17 protein-coding genes are annotated in these 17,573 nt (G+C 70.2%); 13 read left to right on the forward strand and 4 right to left on the reverse strand.

Annotated elements, in window-relative coordinates:
• Positions 1-17 precede the first annotated feature (17 nt).
• The 3 genes from ACFWQG_RS19285 to ACFWQG_RS19295 form a co-directional block, all read right to left on the reverse strand.
• Positions 18-791: a pirin family protein gene (locus ACFWQG_RS19285; RefSeq protein ID WP_378509249.1), complete on the reverse strand. Its 774-nt coding sequence runs from the start codon at positions 789-791 to the stop codon at positions 18-20.
• Positions 792-929: 138 nt separating this feature from the next.
• Entirely contained in the window at positions 930-1,898 is a 969-nt protein-coding gene (locus ACFWQG_RS19290) for a pirin family protein (protein ID WP_378509250.1), read from the reverse strand.
• Positions 1,899-1,980: 82 nt separating this feature from the next.
• Positions 1,981-2,922, reverse strand: a complete 942-nt coding sequence (locus tag ACFWQG_RS19295) for an NADP-dependent oxidoreductase (RefSeq protein WP_378509271.1) — start codon at positions 2,920-2,922, stop codon at positions 1,981-1,983.
• 115 nt (positions 2,923-3,037) lie between these two features.
• On the opposite strand from ACFWQG_RS19295, the gene ACFWQG_RS19300 reads away from it, so the two are divergent.
• The 4 genes from ACFWQG_RS19300 to ACFWQG_RS19315 are packed head-to-tail and all read left to right on the forward strand — an operon-like array spanning position 3,038 to position 6,350.
• Complete coding sequence (locus ACFWQG_RS19300; protein ID WP_378509251.1) at positions 3,038-3,637, forward strand: TetR/AcrR family transcriptional regulator; 600 nt, start codon at positions 3,038-3,040, stop codon at positions 3,635-3,637.
• Complete coding sequence (locus ACFWQG_RS19305) at positions 3,634-4,263, forward strand: DedA family protein (protein ID WP_378509252.1); 630 nt, start codon at positions 3,634-3,636, stop codon at positions 4,261-4,263. Before ACFWQG_RS19300 ends, ACFWQG_RS19305 begins: the two co-directional genes overlap by 4 nt.
• Positions 4,264-4,321: 58 nt before the next feature.
• A complete protein-coding gene (locus ACFWQG_RS19310; RefSeq protein ID WP_378509253.1) occupies positions 4,322-5,632 on the forward strand; it encodes a YhgE/Pip domain-containing protein in 1,311 nt (436 codons plus the stop codon).
• A 7-nt stretch (positions 5,633-5,639) separates the two neighbouring features.
• Positions 5,640-6,350: an SIMPL domain-containing protein gene (locus ACFWQG_RS19315; RefSeq protein ID WP_378509254.1), complete on the forward strand. Its 711-nt coding sequence runs from the start codon at positions 5,640-5,642 to the stop codon at positions 6,348-6,350.
• Here the strand turns inward: ACFWQG_RS19315 and ACFWQG_RS19320 are convergent.
• Positions 6,335-6,766, reverse strand: coding sequence for a heme-binding protein (locus ACFWQG_RS19320; protein WP_378509255.1), 432 nt, complete (start codon positions 6,764-6,766; stop codon positions 6,335-6,337). The two genes, ACFWQG_RS19315 and ACFWQG_RS19320, sit on opposite strands and share 16 nt — an antisense overlap.
• A gap of 225 nt (positions 6,767-6,991) precedes the next feature.
• Between ACFWQG_RS19320 and ACFWQG_RS19325 the strand changes: the two genes are divergently transcribed.
• The 9 genes from ACFWQG_RS19325 (at position 6,992) to ACFWQG_RS19365 (ending at position 17,409) form a co-directional block, all read left to right on the forward strand.
• Positions 6,992-8,512, forward strand: coding sequence for an ABC transporter substrate-binding protein (locus ACFWQG_RS19325; protein ID WP_378509256.1), 1,521 nt, complete (start codon positions 6,992-6,994; stop codon positions 8,510-8,512).
• A 35-nt stretch (positions 8,513-8,547) separates the two neighbouring features.
• The gene (locus ACFWQG_RS19330) at positions 8,548-10,089 is read left to right on the forward strand and encodes an ABC transporter substrate-binding protein (protein WP_378509257.1); all 1,542 of its coding nucleotides are present in this window, start codon (positions 8,548-8,550) and stop codon (positions 10,087-10,089) included.
• 68 nt (positions 10,090-10,157) lie between these two features.
• Positions 10,158-11,702: an ABC transporter substrate-binding protein gene (locus tag ACFWQG_RS19335; protein ID WP_378509258.1), complete on the forward strand. Its 1,545-nt coding sequence runs from the start codon at positions 10,158-10,160 to the stop codon at positions 11,700-11,702.
• A 17-nt stretch (positions 11,703-11,719) separates the two neighbouring features.
• Positions 11,720-12,667, forward strand: coding sequence for an ABC transporter permease (locus ACFWQG_RS19340; protein ID WP_378509259.1), 948 nt, complete (start codon positions 11,720-11,722; stop codon positions 12,665-12,667).
• Positions 12,664-13,569 (forward strand): ABC transporter permease, encoded by a 906-nt coding sequence (locus ACFWQG_RS19345; protein ID WP_378509260.1) that lies wholly within the window; start codon positions 12,664-12,666, stop codon positions 13,567-13,569. Before ACFWQG_RS19340 ends, ACFWQG_RS19345 begins: the two co-directional genes overlap by 4 nt.
• Entirely contained in the window at positions 13,566-14,552 is a 987-nt protein-coding gene (locus ACFWQG_RS19350) for an ABC transporter ATP-binding protein (protein WP_378509261.1), read from the forward strand. The genes ACFWQG_RS19345 and ACFWQG_RS19350 overlap by 4 nt, the downstream gene beginning before the upstream one ends.
• Positions 14,549-15,541: an ABC transporter ATP-binding protein gene (locus ACFWQG_RS19355; RefSeq protein ID WP_378509272.1), complete on the forward strand. Its 993-nt coding sequence runs from the start codon at positions 14,549-14,551 to the stop codon at positions 15,539-15,541. The genes ACFWQG_RS19350 and ACFWQG_RS19355 overlap by 4 nt, the downstream gene beginning before the upstream one ends.
• Positions 15,542-15,580: 39 nt before the next feature.
• Positions 15,581-16,441 (forward strand): alpha/beta hydrolase, encoded by an 861-nt coding sequence (locus ACFWQG_RS19360; RefSeq protein ID WP_378509262.1) that lies wholly within the window; start codon positions 15,581-15,583, stop codon positions 16,439-16,441.
• Positions 16,441-17,409: an alpha/beta fold hydrolase gene (locus ACFWQG_RS19365; RefSeq protein WP_378509263.1), complete on the forward strand. Its 969-nt coding sequence runs from the start codon at positions 16,441-16,443 to the stop codon at positions 17,407-17,409. The genes ACFWQG_RS19360 and ACFWQG_RS19365 overlap by 1 nt, the downstream gene beginning before the upstream one ends.
• The last annotated feature ends 164 nt before the right edge of the window (positions 17,410-17,573 follow it).

The raw sequence follows: 17,573 nt of genomic DNA on the forward strand, positions 1-17,573 counted from the left end.
CCATCCGGATCGAACCGTCAGCCGCCGAGCCGGGTGTGCATCTCCCAGACCAGGATCTCGGCGGGCCGGTCGGCCGTCAGGCGGTGGCCGCCGGTCGAGGTGAACCGCACCGCGTCGCCCTCGGACAGCGGGCCTGCACCCTCGAGGTCCACCTCGCCCTCGGCGACGAACAGGTGCAGGTACGGCGCCTCGGGCAGGGTCAGACTGTCGCCGGCCCGCATCCGCGCGACGTACAGGGCGGCACCCCGGTTGTTGATGGTGATCGCGGAATTGTCCCGATGCTTGCGCATCCCGGACGCCACCGGCACCAGGCCGCCCCGCATCAGTTCGTCCTCGATCTCGAGCTGCTCGTAGCCGGGGGCGACACCGGACTCGTCGGGCAGCACCCACATCTGGATGAACCGGACCGGGTCGGAGTGGTCGGGGCTCGGCGCCCCGGACAGGCGCCATCCGTCGTTCTTCTCCGAGTGCAGGATTCCGGTGCCCGCGCTCATCCGCTGTGCGAGCCCGGGGTAGATCACCCCGGAGTGCCCCATCGAGTCCTGATGCACCAGCGACCCGCGCAGTACCCAGGTGACGATTTCCATGTCCCGGTGGGGATGGGTGTCGAAGCCCTGTCCCGGGGAGACGATGTCGTCGTTGCTGACGAGCAGCACGCCGTGGTGGGTGTTGTCGGGGTCGTAGTGCTGACCGAACGAGAAGGAGTGCTTCGAGTCCAGCCAGTCGATCCGCGTTGCCAGGCGTTCGCCGGCGCGATGGACGTCGATCTGCGGGGTGGGTGGTGCCGACATGCAGCCTCCTTCGTGAACTTCGGTCTTCAACATAGCGAGCGGCGCAGGAGTTCCCCTCATCCGTGATCGAGCCGATGCGTGAACGTTGCCGGTGAGCCGCATCGAATCCCGGTGCACGAGTGAGGCGCTCGGGCCCCGTCAGTCCAGTGTCTCGTGGGCGGCCGGGATCGACCCGAGCCTGCCTGCCTGGAAGTCCTCGAACGCCTGGATGACCTCCGCCTTGGTGTTCATCACGAACGGGCCAGCCATCGCGATGGGTTCGCGGATCGGCCGCCCGCCGAGGACGAAGACCTCAAGCGACTCGGTGCGCGAGTCCTGGGTGTCGGCGGCCGCGATCGTGATCGTGCTTCCGCGGCGCCCGAACACGGTGAGTTGCCCGGTCCGGACCGGGCGACGTTCCGTACCGACCGTTCCGTCGCCAGCGAGAACATAAGCGAGCGCGTTGAATTCGGGATTCCACGGCAGGGTCACCGAGGCGCCGGGCGCGATTGTCGCGTGCAGCAACGTGATCGGCGTGTGGGTCGAGCCGGGGCCGTGGTGTCCGTCGAGTTCCCCGGCGATGACCCGGATCAGCGCACCGCCGTCCGGCGAGGACAGCAGCGCCACCCGGTTCCCGGTGATGTCCTGGTAGCGGGGTGCGGCCATCTTGTTGTCGCGGGGCAGGTTCACCCACAGCTGCACGCCGTGGAACAGGCCACCGGTGACCACGAGCTGTTCGGGTGGGGTCTCGATGTGCAGGATGCCGCCGCCCGCGGTCATCCACTGGGTGTCGCCGCCGCCGATCGCGCCGCCGCCGCCGTTGGAGTCCCGGTGTTCGAGGGCGCCGTCGATCATGTAGGTGACGGTCTCGAAGCCGCGGTGTGGATGCCAGGGGGTGCCCTTGGCCTCGCCGGGCGCCGCCTCGTTCTCGCCCATCTGATCCATGTGCAGGAACGGGTCGAGGTGCGCCAGGTCGACGCCAGCGAAGGCGCGCCGGACCGGGAAGCCCTCGCCCTCGTAGCCGCGCGGGGCGGTGGTCACCGACAGTACCGGGCGGGCAAGGGCGTCGGGCGCTGCCGCGGAGACGCGGGGCAGCGCGAGGGTGTTGTCGGCGGTCACGGCGGGCATGCTGCGCTCCTCGAATCAGTAGTTGATCATTCAACTAGCTCACCGTACTCAACGTGCGCCGCCCGGAACTATTCCCGCGCCGTCACGGCAGCAGCACGAACTTGCCTCGCGGGTGCCGTCCGGTCAGCTCGCGGTGCGCACGGGCCGCGTCGGCGAGCGGAAACGTCGCTGCGATCGTCACCTCGAGCGATCCGCGACCGGCGAGTTCGACCAGCTCGGCGCGCGCCTCGCGCCGGATCCGGGCGCTGTCCGGGTCGCCGCCGCCGATCGCGCGGAAGCCGTCCCGCCCGGCCCGCTCGAACGCGACGATCGTGACTATCCGGCCGCGGTCGCCGACGAGGGCGAGCGATGCGTCGATCGCCTCGTCGGTGCCCGCGGTGTCGATCGCCGCATCGACCCCGTCCGGGGCCAGCGCCCGCACCCGGTCGAGGAGCCCGTCGCCGTACTCGACCGGGGTCACCCCGAGCGCGCGCAGGTGGTCGTGGTTCGTCGCGCGAGCGGTGCCGATCACGGTGGCGCCGCGGGCGAGCGCGAGCTGCGCGGTCGCGGCGCCGACGGCCCCGGAGGCGCCGTGCAGGAGGACGGTGTCACCCGCCGCGACCCGGGCGGTGGTCAGCGCGTCGACGGCCGTGGTTCCGCTGGACAGCAGGGCGGCCGCCTGCTCGAAGGACAGGCTCGGAGGCTTGGCGAGGGTGACGGATGCCGGCACCGTGAGGCACTCGGTGTAGGTGCGGGCGCCGGGGTTGACGATGACCTCATCGCCGACCGAGACCGGACCCGTCGGGCCGACCGCGTCCGCCCCGACGGCCGTCACCACGCCCGACGCCTCGATGCCCGGCCGGATCGGCAGTCGTGCGGGATCGGCGCCAAAAGCGCCGCTGTACGACTTGACGTCGAACGGGTTGACCCCGATCGCGCGCAGGCGTACCTGCACCTCGCCCGGTCCGGGAGCGGGCACCGGCTCGGTGATGACGGTGAGGACCTCGGGGTCGCCGTATGCGGCCGCCACCACGGACGCGGTCATGCCATGTTCGGTCATGTCCGGCCAACCCGGGGTTGGCACTAGCTATTCCCAAGCGCCAAAATTTGTACCTCATACAAATTTGGACCGAGTGTAAGTTCGGGCGTAGGCTGGTGCCGTGACCCAGGCATCGGGGCTGCGCGCCGCCAAGAAGCTCGACACCTGGCGCGCCCTGCGCGGCGCCGCCGTCGATCTCGTCACGGCCCGCGGTTTCGACGAGGTGAGCGTCGAGGAGATCGCCGCCGCCGCCCGCGTCTCCAAGAGCACGTTGTTCAACTATTTCGACTCCAAGGAAGCGCTGCTGCTCGATCCCGACCCCGAGGATCCGGCCCGCTGGCGGGCGTTGGCCGATGCGCGGCCCGCGGACGAGCCGGTGTGGCAGGCACTGTGCGAGATCCTCGTCGGGGTCACCTGTCGCGACGAAGCACGGCTGCTGCTGCGCAAGGCGATGATCGAGCAGTGCCAGGCGATGCTCGAGCCCGCGCTCGCCGCCAGCGAACCGTTCCGCGGATTCGTCCGAGAATGGGTCGGCGGCCGGATCCCCGCCGACCCGATGCTCGTCGCATTCGTCGTGAACTCCGCGCTCGCGGTGATGCACACCGCGTACCGAGGCTGGCGACCCGACGAGGGTGCGCCCGCCTTCGAACGGATACTGCGCGACGGGTTCGCCGTTCTCGGTCGCGGACTGCTCGACCTCCCGTCTGCGGGCCCGGTGTGACCGCCCTGCTGGAGTGGCTACAGGAGCTCGAGCCGCTCGTCGTCTACCTCGCCGTCGCTGCCTTCGTGTTCGTCGAGGACGCCCTGTTCATCGGGTTCGTCGTGCCCGGCGAGACGGCCGCGATCGCCGGTGGGGTGATCGCCAGCCAGGCCCGCGTCGACCTGTGGGCGATGATCGTCGTTGTCGTGGTGGCCGCACTGCTCGGTGACACCGTCGGCTTCGGGGTCGGCCGCCGGATCGGGCCTCGGATCCTGCGGTTGCCGTTCGTCGCGGGCGGCCGACTCGACGGGGCACGCGACCTGCTGCGCCGCCGTGGTGGTCCGGCCGTGTTCCTCGCCCGGTTCGTCGCGTTCCTCCGGACCGTGATGCCCCCGCTCGCCGGGATCAGCGGCATGCCCTACCGGCGGTTCCTTGCCTTCAACGCGGTCGCCGCACTGATCTTCGGCGCGGGCAACGTCCTGCTCGGCTACCTTGCCGGGCACTCCTACGAGCGGGTCGAATCGGCACTCGGCAGCGGCATGTGGCTGCTGGTCGCCGTCGCCGCGGCGGGGGCGCTCGGCTGGTGGGCGCGGCGCCGTTTCAAGCCCGGGTCCGGCGCGCACACACCGGAACCTGATCCCGTCTGAGAGCAATTCTCATGTGCGTGCCAATCCCTCCCCAGGGACCGCACGTACGGTCGGTTGCATGCCTGATGTCCTACCCGTCCTCCGCCGCCGGTGGCCCGTTCTCGCGTTGACCGCCGTCCTGCTGATCGTCGGGGCCGGGCTCGTCCTCGGATTGCGGCCCGCGGCGCCGCCGCCGCGCACGGTGGCGATCGTCAACGACGACCGCGGGGCGGACGCGATCGGGGAACGCGTGATCGACGCGCTCGAACGGTCCGAGGGATTCGCCTGGGAGGTCGTCGACGCCGACACGGCTGCCGACCGGAAGTACCTTGCCGCGGTCACCATCCCGGAGGACTTCTCCGACGCCGTCACCTCGCTCGGAACCACGGCGCCGCGGCAGGCGGAGGTGACGGTCCGGCGCGGCAGCGCCGCCGACGACGAGACGCTGACCCGGCTGGCGGCCACCGTCACCGAGGTCACCTCCTCGGCAGGCATCCGGGACCTGCTGTCCGGGATGGCCTCGGCCCGGTCACAGGTGCAGCAGGCGCTGCTGCCCGCCCAGGTCCTGTCAACCGCGACCGCCGCCGCCGACACCCAGGCCAGGCAGATGTTGGACGGGGTGACCGCAATGCTGCCGTACCTGCAGACCGCGAACGACGGCGCGAACCAGCTCGTCGACGTCGCAGGGCAGGTATCGGGCATGGTCGAGCAGGCCAGGGGGCCCGCGGGTGAGCTGGCGACCCGGCTGACCGACCTCGGTGTCACGGTCGGGGATGTCACGACCGGCCTCGACCGCGCGCAGCGGGGACTCGACGAGGTGGCGGCGCGGGTGACGGCCGTCGACGGCGACGCCGCAGCGGCGCTGGAACGCACCGGCAGTGACCTGGCCGACCTCAGCCGGCAGCTGGGCGCGATCACCGGGCTGCTCGGCAGCGGGGTCGGACCCGACACCACCCTCGGCGATGCGGTCGGCGACGGCTTCGGGCAGCTGGAGTCGGTCTCGGCCCAGCTGTCCGGCGCGGGCCGCCAGCTGCAGGACGGGATCGGTCCGATCGCCGCGCAGGCCCCCGAACTGCTCGGTGGAACCACCGACCAGATCCTCGCCGGCATCGATCAGCTGAAGTCGGTGTCCGGGCAGCTGCGTGACCAGGTGGCGAAGGGGGTCGACGCGATCCCGGCCCGCAGCGGTGCCCAGCAGGACGCGATGTCCGATGCGATGGCCGCGCCGGTCGCGGTCGCGGTGACCGGCACCGCCGGGACCGGCCCGATCGGTCCCCAGGCCCTGATGATCCTGTTCGCCGGGACCACGGTGGCCCTGGCCGCGGCGCTGGCCTGGGTGGGGACACGCCGGACCGGTAACCCGACCGCACCGGCGTCGGCTGCGTCATAGTTGGGGCATGGCAACCTTGCGGGCGGTGGGCGTGGCGGTGTCGGCGGCGGCGGTGATCCTGGTCGCGGGCTGCGCCGCGGACACCCCGTCGGGTGGCGGATCCGAGTCCGCGCCTCCGGGAATCAGCACTCAGGGTGTCGGGAAGGTCAGCGCGGCCCCCGACACCGCGACCGTGGTGCTCGGCGTGCAGACGCAGGACGCCACCGCGGAGGCCGCGCTTGCCGCGAACGCGGAACGGGCAACGGCCCTGACGGATGCGTTGAAGAGTCGCGGAGTGGCGGCGGCGGACATCGCCACCAGCGGGCTGTCGGTGCAGCCGACCTATGCGCCCGCATCGTCGACGATCACCGGCTACCAGGTGACCAATCAGGTGACCGCCACCGTTCACGACATCGCCGGTGCGGGCGGCCTCATCGACGGGGCGGCCGCCGCGGCAGGGGACGCGGTGCGGGTGCAGCAGTTGACCTTCTCCATCGGCGACGACAGTGACCTGCGCGCCGAGGCCCGCGCCAGGGCCGTCGAGCAGGCGCGGGCGCAGGCCGGGCAGATCGCCGACGCGGCGGGCGTCGAGCTCGGTGACGTCCGGTCAATCAGCGAGGTCACCGCGGCGGCACCGCCGATGCCGGGCGTCATGATGGACCGGGCGCCATCCACCCCGATCGAGCCGGGCATGCAGGACCTGACCGTCACCGTGTCCGTGGTCTACGACATCGACTGACCGAGAGCCTTCACCGCTGCATACCCGGCCCGCGCGTAGGCGGCGTCCTCGTCGGGTTCGGCGCCGCTGACCCCGATCGCCCCGACCACGGTGCCCGCCAGCCGAATCGGCACCCCGCCGGGAAGGGTCGTCATCGGGTGCGCGGCCTGCGCCCCGATGAGCTCAAGCAACTCCGGGTGCGCGACCTTCAGCCCGGCGAGGTCGCCGGACGCCGCCCCCATCGCGGCCGCCGTTGCCGCCTTCGCGCGGGCCACCCCCGCCGTGAACCACGGCGCCCCGTCACTTCGCGCAGCGAGCACGTCATGACCACGGTCGTCGACGACGACCACGCTGACCCGCTTGTCCTGTTGCGCCGCAGCCGCGAACGCCGCGTCGACCGCGGCCCGGGCTCTCACCAGATTCAGCACGTTGTTCATCGGGCGACCGTACCCGGCGAGCCGGATCCCGTGGTGCGGGACCGAGACCGGGCGCCCGACCGTGACCGATCGAGCGCGCGGCGCCGGTGACCCGCTCGGTCCCACTGAGCGGGACCTGCTCGGAGTGCTCCACGTCACACCGCTTACGTTCGCGTCAGACCGACGGATTCGGTGTGTTCCCGCGTGCCTCGGCACTGCATGGGTGCGCGTCGGGAAGGAATGTGTATGTCACGCAAGCTCGTTGTCGCCCTCGGACTGTCCGCCGCCCTGCTCGCCGGCTGCGGTGCTGCCGAGACGTCGTCGTCCGGGGTGGCCGATCCGAACGCCACCTTCCACTATGCGACGGTCTACGGGACCTCCTCGTTCGACCCGCACAAGACGAAGATCACCAGCGACGCGACCATGCTCAACCTGGTGTACGACCGCCTCGTTCACCGCGACACCGACGCCAATCCCATTCCAGGCCTGGCGGAGTCGTGGCAGTTCGGTGACGGAACGCTGACGCTGCTGCTGCGTGACGGGGTGACCTTCGCCGACGGCACCCCGTTTGACTCCGCCGTCGTCAAGGCGAACCTGGAACGGGCGATGGAGCCGGACTCGGTGACCGCCTCGATGCTCACCGTGGTTACCGGGGTGCAGACCCCGGACCCGCGTACCGCGGTCCTCACCCTGAACGGTCCGGGAGCCCAGCTGGTGCTGACGCTCTCCGATCTGCCGGGAATGATGGTCAACCCCAACGCCTTCGGTACGCCGGAGAAGGACGCTGCGCTCGCCCTGTCGCCGGCCGGAACCGGCAGGTACACGGTCGCAGCATCTCGCCCCGGCGCCGAATACGAGTTCGCGGCCAGGGACGGCTACTGGGATCCCGAGGCGGTCACCTCGACCCGGTTTGTGTGGACCGTGATGACCGACCCGCAGACCCGACTGAACGGGGTCGCCTCCGGGGAAGTGTCCGCCGCCATCACCACGCCGCTGACCATCGACGCGGCCGAGCAGCAGGGTCTCACCGTCGAGGCGCCGATCCGGATGGATCACATGGCGATCAACTTCAACCGCACCAGGGGCGAATTCACGAAGCTCGAGGTGCGGCAGGCGCTCGCATACGCGATCGACCGGCAGGCCATCGCCGACACCGCGATGGAGGGTCACGCCGAGGCCGCGACACAGAACTTCCCGAAGCAGTATTTCGCGCACGACGCCGCACTCGACGACACCTACCGGTACGACCCGGAGAGGGCCCGGCAGTTGCTGGCCCAGGCCGGACTGCCGAATGGCTTCAGCTTCACCGCGATTCTGCTGAACCTCCCCGAGAATCAGCTCGTCGCCCAGATCGTGCAGCAGCAGCTCGCCGAGGTCGGCATCGACATGCAGTTGCGCCCGCTGCCGCCTGCGGACGCGTCGCCGACCTTCAATCGCGGTGACGCCGACGCGATCGTCACCACCTTCACCGGCCGGGCAGATCCGTCGATCCTGCTGACCTCGCTGTACGGGGCCGCGTCGCCGCAGAACCCGTCGCGCGGCAACGCGCCCGGCTTCCAGGAGGCGCTCGACGCCGCGAATTCGGAACCCGATCTCGCCGTCCGCGGCGAGAAGCTCGGCGCGGTGTCGACGATCGTCAGCGACAACGCGCTCGCGCTGCCGCTGGTGTTCTTCGCGCTCGGCTCGACCCTCGACGATCGGGTCGTCGGATACCAGCCGAACCTGCTCGTCGACGAATGGCGTGGCGTCGGTCTCGCCGCCGAATAGCCGCCCATCCCAGCCTTATTCGGTCCGATCAAAGGATGCCTGTGTTCCCACGTAGACTGACGGCCGCGATCGCGGTGTCCACCGCTCTCGTCGCCGGGTGCGGTTCCACCGAAACCGGCGGTGCGTCCGCCGCGGACGTCGACCCGACCGCGACGCTGCGGTACGCCACCACCTACGGCGCGTCCTCCTTCGACCCGCACAAGACGAAGATCACCAGCGACTCGACGATGCTGAACCTGGTCTACGACCGACTCGTGCATCGCGACGTCGACGGCAACCCCGTACCGGGACTTGCGGAGTCGTGGGAATTCGCCGCGGACGGATCCGCGCTGACCCTGCACCTGCGCGAGGGTGTCACCTTCTCCGACGGCGCCGCCGTCGACGCGGCCGCGGTGAAGGCCAACCTGGAGCGGGCGCTGGCCCCGGATTCGATCACTTCCTCGATGCTGGCGGGTGTCGCAGGTGTGGACGCCCCGGATCCCGGCACCGTGGTGCTGCGGCTCGCAGGCCCCGGCGCGCAGCTGGTCCTCACCCTCTCCGACCTGCCCGGGATGATGGTGAGCCCGAATGCCTTCGGCACCCCCGAGAAGGACGCGGCCCTCGTGCTCGCGCCGGTCGGGGCGGGCCGGTACACGGTGGTGAACGCGCAGCCGGGCGCCGAGTATCAGTACGCGGCGCGGCCGGGCTACTGGGATCCGGACGCGGTGCGGGCCGACGGCTTCCAGTGGACGGTGATGACCGATCCCCAGACCCGGGTCGGCGGCGTTGCATCCGGTCAGCTCGACGCGGGCATCGCGACCCCCCAGTCCATCGACTCGGCGACCGCACAGGGCCTCGAGGCGCAGGTGCAGACCAGCCTGAACAACTACGTGCTCAACCTGAACCGGACGCGCAGCGAGTTCGGGAAGATCGAGGTGCGGCGGGCGCTCGCGCACGCGGTGGACCGCGAGTCGATCGTCGCGTCCGCGCTGGAGGGGCACGGTGAGGCGGCCAGCCAGAACTTCCCGACCGGCTACTTCGCACACGACGACGCGCTCGACGGCCAGTACCCGTTCGATCAGGCGACGGCAAAGAGTCTGCTCGCCGACGCCGGTGTGCCGGAAGGCTTCACGTTCGTCGCCGGGGTGTCGAACCTGCCGGAGAACACCATGATCGGGCAGATCATGAAGGAGCAGCTGGCGCAGGTCGGCATCACCATGGAGATCCGGTCGATGACGCCGACCGACCTGAACCCGGCGTTCAACCGCGGGGAGCTGGACGCGATTCTCACCACCCTGGTGGGTCGGGCCGACCCGTCGCTGCTGCTGACCTCCTTCTACGGCCAGAACTCCGCCCAGAATCCGTCCCACGACGCGATCCCCGGGTTCCAGGAGGCGATGGACGCCGCGAACCGGGCGACCGACCCCGGGCAGCGCGCCGCGCTGCTCGGAGACGTGAGCGAGGTGCTGATGGGCGAGGCCGCGATGCTGCCGATCGCCTTCGCGCAGCTCGGTGCGATCACCTCGGATCAGGTCGTCGGCTACGAACCCAACCGGGTCGTCGACGAGTGGCGCGGTGTCGGCGTGGCGGCCAACTGACGTCACGTGTCGTGCGTCACACTCGGGGCGCTACGGGAGTCTTAGCAGCGGGTGAAATGGGAGGGAACATGTCTCGCAAGATGATCGTCGCGGTCGGGTTGACCGCCGCGCTGCTCGCAGGCTGCGCGGGGACCGCCACCGACGGGGCCTCCGACAGCTCGTCGATGGCCACCGATCCGACCGCCACCTTCCGCTACGCGACCACGTACGGCACGTCGTCGTTCGACCCGCACAAGACGAAGGTCGCGCAGGACAACATCCTGCTCGCGCAGGTCTATGACCGTCTCGTCCAGCGTGATCCGGACGCGAACGCGATTCCGGGGCTCGCGACGTCGTGGGAGTTCGCGCCGGACGGGTCCACCCTGACGCTGCACCTGCGTGAGGGGGTCGTCTTCCAGGACGGGACCCCGTTCGACGCGGCAGCGGTCAAGGCGAACCTGCTGCGGGCGAAGGAGCCGGACTCGATCACCACGACGATGTTGGCGCCCGTCGACCGGATCGACACCCCCGACCCGCGCACCGTGGTGCTCGGCCTGAACGGCCCCGGCGCCCAGTTGGTGCTGACCCTGTCCGACCTGCCGGGGATGATGGTCAGCCCCAACGCCTTCGGGACCCCGGAAAAGGATGCCGCGCTGGTCCTCGACCCGGTCGGCGCCGGCCGGTATACGGTGGCCCGCTCCACACCGGGAGCGGAGTACGAATTCGCGTCCTGGGACGGGTACTGGGACGCGGAGTCGGTCGGGGCGAACCGGTTCCAGTGGACCGTCATGGCCGATCCGCAGACCAGGTTGGGCGCGGTTGCCTCGGACCAGATGGACGCCGCGATCGCGACCCCCCTCATCATCGACCCGGCGCGGTCGCAGGGGCTCGACGTGGAGGTGCAGACCAGCCTCAACCACTACGCGCTCAACCTCAACCGGACCCGCAGCGAGTTCGGCACGGTGGAGGTCCGGCAGGCCGTGACCCGGGCCATCGACCGTGAGGTGCTCGCCGCGACCGCGCTCGAGGGTCACGGCGAGGCGGCATCGCAGAACTTCCCGTCCGGCTATTTCGCGTACAACCCCGACCTCGCCGACCGATTCGCGTACTCCGAGGCGGAGGCGAAGGACCTGCTCGCCAGGGCCGGGGTGCCGAACGGATTCACCTTCACCGCCGGGGTGATGAACCTGCCGGAGAACCAGCTGATCGCGCAGATCGTGCAGGAGCAGCTCGAGAAGGTCGGCATCCGAATGGAGATCCGCACCATGACGCCGCAGGAGATGTCGCCGGTGTTCAACCGGGGCGAACTCGACGCCGTGCTGACCACCGTCGTCGGGCGCGCGGACCCGTCCCTGCTGCTGAGCACCTACTACGGGGCGACGTCGCCGCAGAACCCGTCCGCGGACGCCTTGCCGGGCTTCCAGGAGGCGCTCGACGCGGCGAACCGGGAGTCGGATCCGGTGCGGCGGGGTGAGCTGCTCGCGACGGCGTCCGCGGCCGCGATGGACCAGGCGCCGATGGTGCCGCTGGCGTTCTCAGATATCGGGGGCATCGTGACCGACCGTGTCGTCGGCTACCAGCCGTACCGGGCGATGGACGAATGGGGCGGCGTCGGTATCGCCGCCGCGGACTAGCAGGAGGAACACACACAGTGCTACGTCTGATCGGGAGCCGGCTGCTCGCCGTCGTCCCGCTGCTCCTGATCGCGACCGCGATCACCTTCAGCCTCGTCTTCCTCATCCCCGGCGACCCGGCGCACCGGATCGCAGGCGAGTCGGCGACGCCGGAACAGGTCGAGATGGTCCGGCAGGAACTGGGTCTCGACCAACCGGTCGTGGTGCAGTACGTGAACTTCCTGACCGGCCTCGTGCAGGGCGACCTCGGCACCAGCTTCACCTACAAGGCGCCGGTGCTGGATATGATCGTCGACCGGATCCCGGTGACGCTGTCGTTGGCGGTGGTCTCGGTGATCGTCGCCCTGCTGATCGGTATCCCGGCGGGCATCGTCGGCGGCAGCAGGCCGGGCAGCTGGCAGGATCGGGTCGCCGGTGTCGGGTCAACCCTCGGTGTCGCGACACCCAACTTCGTTCTCGCGCTGCTGCTGGTGCTGCTCTTCGCGATGAATCTGAAGGTGTTGCCCGCCACCGGATACACGCCACTGGCGAAGGGGCTGTGGCCGTGGCTCTCGCACCTGCTGCTGCCCGCGATCGCGCTCGGCGTCGCCGCGGCAGCGGAGATCGCCAGGCAGCTGCGGAGTTCGATGATCGACGTGATGCAGCAGGACTACATCCGCACCGCGACGGCGAAGGGCCTGCCGCGGCGCACCGTCCTGGTCAAACACGCGTTGAAGAACGCCTTCATCCCCACGGCCACCGTCCTCGGCATGCAGATCGCGTTCCTGCTCGGCGGTACCGCCGTCATCGAATCGGTGTTCGGGCTCAAGGGTCTCGGCGATCTCGCGATCCAGGCGGTGCTGTCCGGTGACCTGCCGACGATTCAGGGCGTGGTCATCTTCGGAGTGCTCGCCACCGTGGTGATGAGCCTGCTGGTGGACATCTCGTACGGCTACCTCAACCCGAAGACTAGGAGGGCCGCATGACCGCACTGGATGCGACCAATTCGGTCACCGACGGATCCGTTGCCGATGTCGTGGAGTCGCCGCGCCGCCGGTTCTTCCGCAGGCTCCGCGGTCGACGGGCAGCGGTGCTGTCGGCGGCCTTCCTGATCGCGATCACCGTCATCGGGCTGCTGGCGCCGCTGATCGCCCCGCACGACCCCCTCGCGCAGGAACTGACCGCCCGCCGACTGCCCCCGCTGCGCGATGGCTACCTGCTGGGCACCGACAACCTCGGACGGGACACGTTGTCCCGGTTGATGTACGGGATGCGGGTCGCGGTGTCCGCCGCCGCGATCTCGGTGTCCGTCGGGTTGGTGCTCGGGGTGGTCCCCGCGCTGATCGCCGGCTTCCTCGGCAAGCGGTGGGACGCGGTGATCTCGCGTGTCGCGGACGCCTTCCTCAGCTTCCCGCCGCTGCTGCTCGCGATGGCCATCGTCGGTGTGATGGGACCGAACCTGACCAACGCCATGATCGCGATCGGCATCGTGTTCGCGCCCCGCTTCTACCGGGTGGTGCGCGGCGCGGTGATCTCGGTGCGCGAGGACACCTTCATCGAGGCGTCTCGGAGCATCGGGACCCCGACCGGACGGATCATCCGCACCCACGTCCTCCCTCACATCTTCTCCCCGCTGATCGTCCAGGTCAGTCTCGCCTGCGGGTTCGCGATGCTCGCGGAGTCGTCGCTGAGCTTCCTCGGCCTCGGTGTGCAGCCACCCGACCCGAGTTGGGGGCGGATGCTCGCCGAGGGGCGCGAGGCGTGGAACTACACGCCGTGGCCGGTGCTGATTCCGGCGGTCGCGATCATCCTCGCGGTGCTGGCCTGCAACACCCTCGGCGACGGCATCCGGGATTCCGTCGGACGCGAGAACAGGAGTGAGCGATGAGCGAGACGTTGCTGTCCGTCGAGGGACTCGGCGTCGAGTTCCTCACCCACGGCGGATGGACCCCGGTGCTGCAGGACGTCACCTTCGACGTCCGGGCGGGTGACCTCGTCGGGCTGGTCGGGGAGTCGGGGTCCGGCAAGAGCGTCACCTGCTCGTCGGTGCTGCGGCTGCTGCCGCAACGCCAGTCGCGGGTGACCGCCGGAAGCATTCGCTTCCAGGGCCGCGACCTGTTGGCCGCGTCCGAACGGGAACTGGGCGCGGTGCGCGGTAACGACATCGCGATGATCTTCCAGGAGCCGATGACGAGCCTGAACCCGGTGTTCACCGTCGGTGACCAGATCGCCGAGGTGGTCCGCAGGCACCGCGGCGTCGGCCGCAAGGCGGCGCTCGCCAGGGCCGTCGAGGTGCTCGACCTGGTCGGCATTCCGAATGCCGCGCGGCGGGTCACGGAGTACCCGCACGAGTTCTCCGGCGGCATGCGGCAGCGGGTGATGATCGCGATGGCGCTCGCCTGTGAGCCCAAGCTGCTGATCGCCGACGAACCGACCACCGCGTTGGACGTCACGATTCAGGCGCAGGTTCTCGACCTGATCCGGGACATGGCAACACAATTCGACATGGGTGTGCTGTTCGTGACCCACGACCTCGGGGTGGTCGCGGACCTGTGCACCGAGGTGGTGGTGATGTATGCGGGTCAGGTCGTTGAGCGGGCCCGCACCGGTGACCTGTACGACACCCCCCGGCACCCGTACACGGAGGGGCTGCTCAAGTCGGTGCCGTCGATCGACGGCCGGGTCGACCTGCACACCATCCCCGGCTCCCCGCCGGTCCCCGGCTCAATCCCGACTGGCTGCCGCTTCGCGCCGCGCTGCGGGTACCGGGAACCGGTGTGCGACACCACCGTCGGGTTGGGGGGCCTCGGCGGCGAGCGCCTCGCGCGGTGTGCGCGGGTCGAGGAACTCACCCTGGAGGGATGCTCATGACGGTCGACGTGCAGGCCCGGACCGAGGCGCCGCTGCTCGCCGTGCGCGGACTGAACGTGGAGTTTGGTAGCGGGGCAGCACTATTCGGTCGCAGGCGGACCGTTCGGGCGGTCAACGACGTCAGCTTCGACATCCGTTCGGGTGAGACCTTTGCGTTGGTCGGCGAGTCGGGGTCGGGGAAGTCGACCACCGCGCGGGGAATTCTCCGGCTCGTCGACGTCGCATCCGGGACCGTCACCCTCGACGGCGTCGACGTGACCGCCCTGTCCCGCACCGAGCTTCGGTCCGCGCGCCGCGACATGCAGATGGTGTTCCAGGACCCGTACTCGTCGCTGGATTCGGCGCGCACCGTCGGCGATGCGATCGCCGAACCCCTCGAGGTGCACACCGATCTCGACGCGGAGGCCCGCCGGCGCAAGGTCGGGGACCTGCTCGAGCAGGTCGGGCTCCGGCGGGAGCACGCCCAGCGGTATCCGTACGAATTCTCCGGCGGGCAGCGTCAGCGCATCGCGATCGCCCGCGCGATCGCCGTCGAACCGAAGCTGATCATCGCGGACGAGGCCGTCAGCGCGCTCGACGTGTCCACCCAGAACCAGGTGATCGCGCTGCTCGAACGACTCTCGCGGGAGCTGGGCATCGCGTACCTATTCATCGCCCACGACCTCGCGGTGGTCCGGCACATCGCGCAGACCACCGCGGTGATGTACCTGGGCCGGATCGTGGAGTGGGGGCCGTCGGATCGCTTGTTCAGCGCGCCCGCGCACCCGTACACCAAGGCGCTGCTGTCGGCGGTCCCGGTCCCGAACCCGCGACGGCAGCGCGAACGGGAACGGATCCGGCTGTCCGGCGAGCTGCCCGACCCGGCCAACCCGCCCCCGGGCTGCGCGTTCAGCACCCGCTGCCCGGTGGCGGTCGAGCGCTGCCGGACCGAGGTCCCGGTGGTGACCGAGGTGGTCGGGGGTGGGCAGGTGGCCTGCCACCTGGCGTAGTCGCCGCGCGCCGGGCGTCGGGCGCATATCGTGGGCGAGGTGACTCGCACAGAGGGATCGTTCACCGGTAATCACGGCACCCGGATCACCTACGACACCTGGACCCCGGACGGGGCTCCGGTCGCGATCCTGGTGCTGGCCCACGGGTTCGGCGAGCACGCCCGCCGCTACGACCATGTCGTGCGGCGGCTCACCGACCTCGGCCTGGTGGTGTACGCGCCCGACCACCGCGGGCACGGACGATCCGGCGGTAAGCGCGTCGAGCTCCGGGAGTGGCGCGATTTCACCGACGACCTGCACCGGGTGTTCGCTATCGCCCGCGCCGCGCATCCCGGGCTGCCGGTGTACCTGCTCGGTCACAGCATGGGCGGGGCGATCGCCCTCGACTACGCACTCGACCACCAGGCGGACCTGGCCGGGCTGATCCTGTCCGGCCCCGCCGTCGACGTGGCCTCGGAAACTCCCGGCGTCGTGGTCGCGCTCGGCAAGATGCTCGGCCGGTATCTGCCGGGGTTGCCGGTGGAGACGCTCGACGCGAACCGGGTCTCCCGCGATCCGAAGGTCGTCGCCGCATACAACGCGGACCCGCTGGTGCACCACGGCAAGGTGCCAGCCGGCATCGCGCGCGGGTTGATCGTCAACGCCGAGTCGCTGCCCGCGCGACTGCCCGCGCTGACGGTGCCGTTGCTGCTGATGCACGGCGAGCAGGACGGGCTCGTGAACGTGAACGGCAGCCGGATGATCGCGTCCACCGCCGGGTCGACGGACCTGACGTACCGGGAGTACCCGGGCCTGTACCACGAGGTGTTCAACGAACCGGAGCGCGAGCAGGTGCTCGGCGACGTGGTCGAGTGGCTCGCGGCGCACCTGACCGACCCGACGCGCACGGAACGCTCCTGATGTCGGAGCTGACTCATCGGACCCTGCCGGTGAACGGCATCGACCTGCACGTCGCCGAGCAGGGGCAGGGGATGCCGGTGGTGCTGTGCCACGGCTTCCCCGGCCTGTGGTTCACCTGGCGGCACCAGATCGAGGCGCTGTCCCGGGCCGGGTACCGGGTGATCGCCCCCGACATGCGCGGCTACGGGCGCAGCAACGCGCCCGGCGACGCCGCCGCCTACGACCGTCCGCACACGGTCGGCGACCTCGTCGGGCTGCTCGACGCCCTCGACCTCGAGCAGGCGGTGTTCGCCGGGCACGACTTCGGCGCCCACCTGGTGTGGGACCTGCCCGCCTGGGCGCCCGGGCGGGTGCGGGCGCTGATGCAGCTCAGCGTTCCGCGGACGCCCCGGCTTCCGGTGCAGCCCACCGTGGGGTTCCGGTACCTGGCGTCCCAGCATTTCGCGCACGTGCACTACTTCCAGGAGGTCGGCGTCGCGGACGCCGAACTGAACGGTCGGCCGCGGGAGTTCCTCGCGAAGATCCTGCACGCGCTGTCCGGGGCGAACCGGTACCTGGACTGCTGGGAGTTCCCGTCCGAGGGCAACGGCTACCTCGACGTCCTCCCCGACCCACCGTCGCTGCCGTGGCCGTGGCTCGATGAGTCCGAATTCGACTACTATGTCGAGGAATTCACCCGAACCGGGTTCACCGGAGGATTGAACTGGTACCGCGCGGAGGATGCGGTGTGGGCGCAGAACGAGACCCGCCACGACCTCCCGATCGAGGTGCCGACCGTCTTCGTCGCCGGCGCGAAGGACCCCGTCCTGGAAATGATGGGACGGGACCCGTTCGCCACCATGCAGACCCTCGTCCCCGGGCTGGTCGGAACCCACGTCGTCGACGGGGCGGGCCACTTCGTCCAGATGGAGAAGCCCGACGAGGTCAACGCGATCTGGCTCGACTTCCTCGCCGGCCTCGACGCTTGACCGCTGCCCGGCCTGACCGCCGCCCGGCCTGACCGCCGCTCGGCCTGACCGAATGTGGGATTCGGTCAGTCAGACCTGAATCCACCGATGGAGATCGGCGGTACAACGTGTCATAGAAGGGCAGGTGCCCTCTGCGCTGGGATGATCGTTCTTGCGAAGGAATG

It is taken from the genome of Rhodococcus sp. NPDC058532 (assembly GCF_042719255.1).
In the GTDB taxonomy this organism is placed as follows: domain Bacteria; phylum Actinomycetota; class Actinomycetes; order Mycobacteriales; family Mycobacteriaceae; genus Rhodococcus_G.

What these genes read in the sequence shown, in the direction of transcription:
- ACFWQG_RS19290 (WP_378509250.1), bottom strand. Translation starts at nt 1,898, where the DNA reads ATGCCCGCCGTGACCGCCGACAACACCCTCGCGCTGCCCCGCGTCTCC.
- ACFWQG_RS19350 (WP_378509261.1), top strand. Translation starts at nt 13,566, where the DNA reads ATGAGCGAGACGTTGCTGTCCGTCGAGGGACTCGGCGTCGAGTTCCTC.
- ACFWQG_RS19355 (WP_378509272.1), top strand. Translation starts at nt 14,549, where the DNA reads ATGACGGTCGACGTGCAGGCCCGGACCGAGGCGCCGCTGCTCGCCGTG.
- ACFWQG_RS19325 (WP_378509256.1), top strand. Translation starts at nt 6,992, where the DNA reads ATGTCACGCAAGCTCGTTGTCGCCCTCGGACTGTCCGCCGCCCTGCTC.
- ACFWQG_RS19320 (WP_378509255.1), bottom strand. Translation starts at nt 6,766, where the DNA reads ATGAACAACGTGCTGAATCTGGTGAGAGCCCGGGCCGCGGTCGACGCG.
- ACFWQG_RS19345 (WP_378509260.1), top strand. Translation starts at nt 12,664, where the DNA reads ATGACCGCACTGGATGCGACCAATTCGGTCACCGACGGATCCGTTGCC.
- ACFWQG_RS19330 (WP_378509257.1), top strand. Translation starts at nt 8,548, where the DNA reads ATGCCTGTGTTCCCACGTAGACTGACGGCCGCGATCGCGGTGTCCACC.
- ACFWQG_RS19295 (WP_378509271.1), bottom strand. Translation starts at nt 2,922, where the DNA reads ATGACCGCGTCCGTGGTGGCGGCCGCATACGGCGACCCCGAGGTCCTC.
- ACFWQG_RS19315 (WP_378509254.1), top strand. Translation starts at nt 5,640, where the DNA reads ATGGCAACCTTGCGGGCGGTGGGCGTGGCGGTGTCGGCGGCGGCGGTG.
- ACFWQG_RS19310 (WP_378509253.1), top strand. Translation starts at nt 4,322, where the DNA reads ATGCCTGATGTCCTACCCGTCCTCCGCCGCCGGTGGCCCGTTCTCGCG.
- ACFWQG_RS19335 (WP_378509258.1), top strand. Translation starts at nt 10,158, where the DNA reads ATGTCTCGCAAGATGATCGTCGCGGTCGGGTTGACCGCCGCGCTGCTC.
- ACFWQG_RS19285 (WP_378509249.1), bottom strand. Translation starts at nt 791, where the DNA reads ATGTCGGCACCACCCACCCCGCAGATCGACGTCCATCGCGCCGGCGAA.
- ACFWQG_RS19365 (WP_378509263.1), top strand. Translation starts at nt 16,441, where the DNA reads ATGTCGGAGCTGACTCATCGGACCCTGCCGGTGAACGGCATCGACCTG.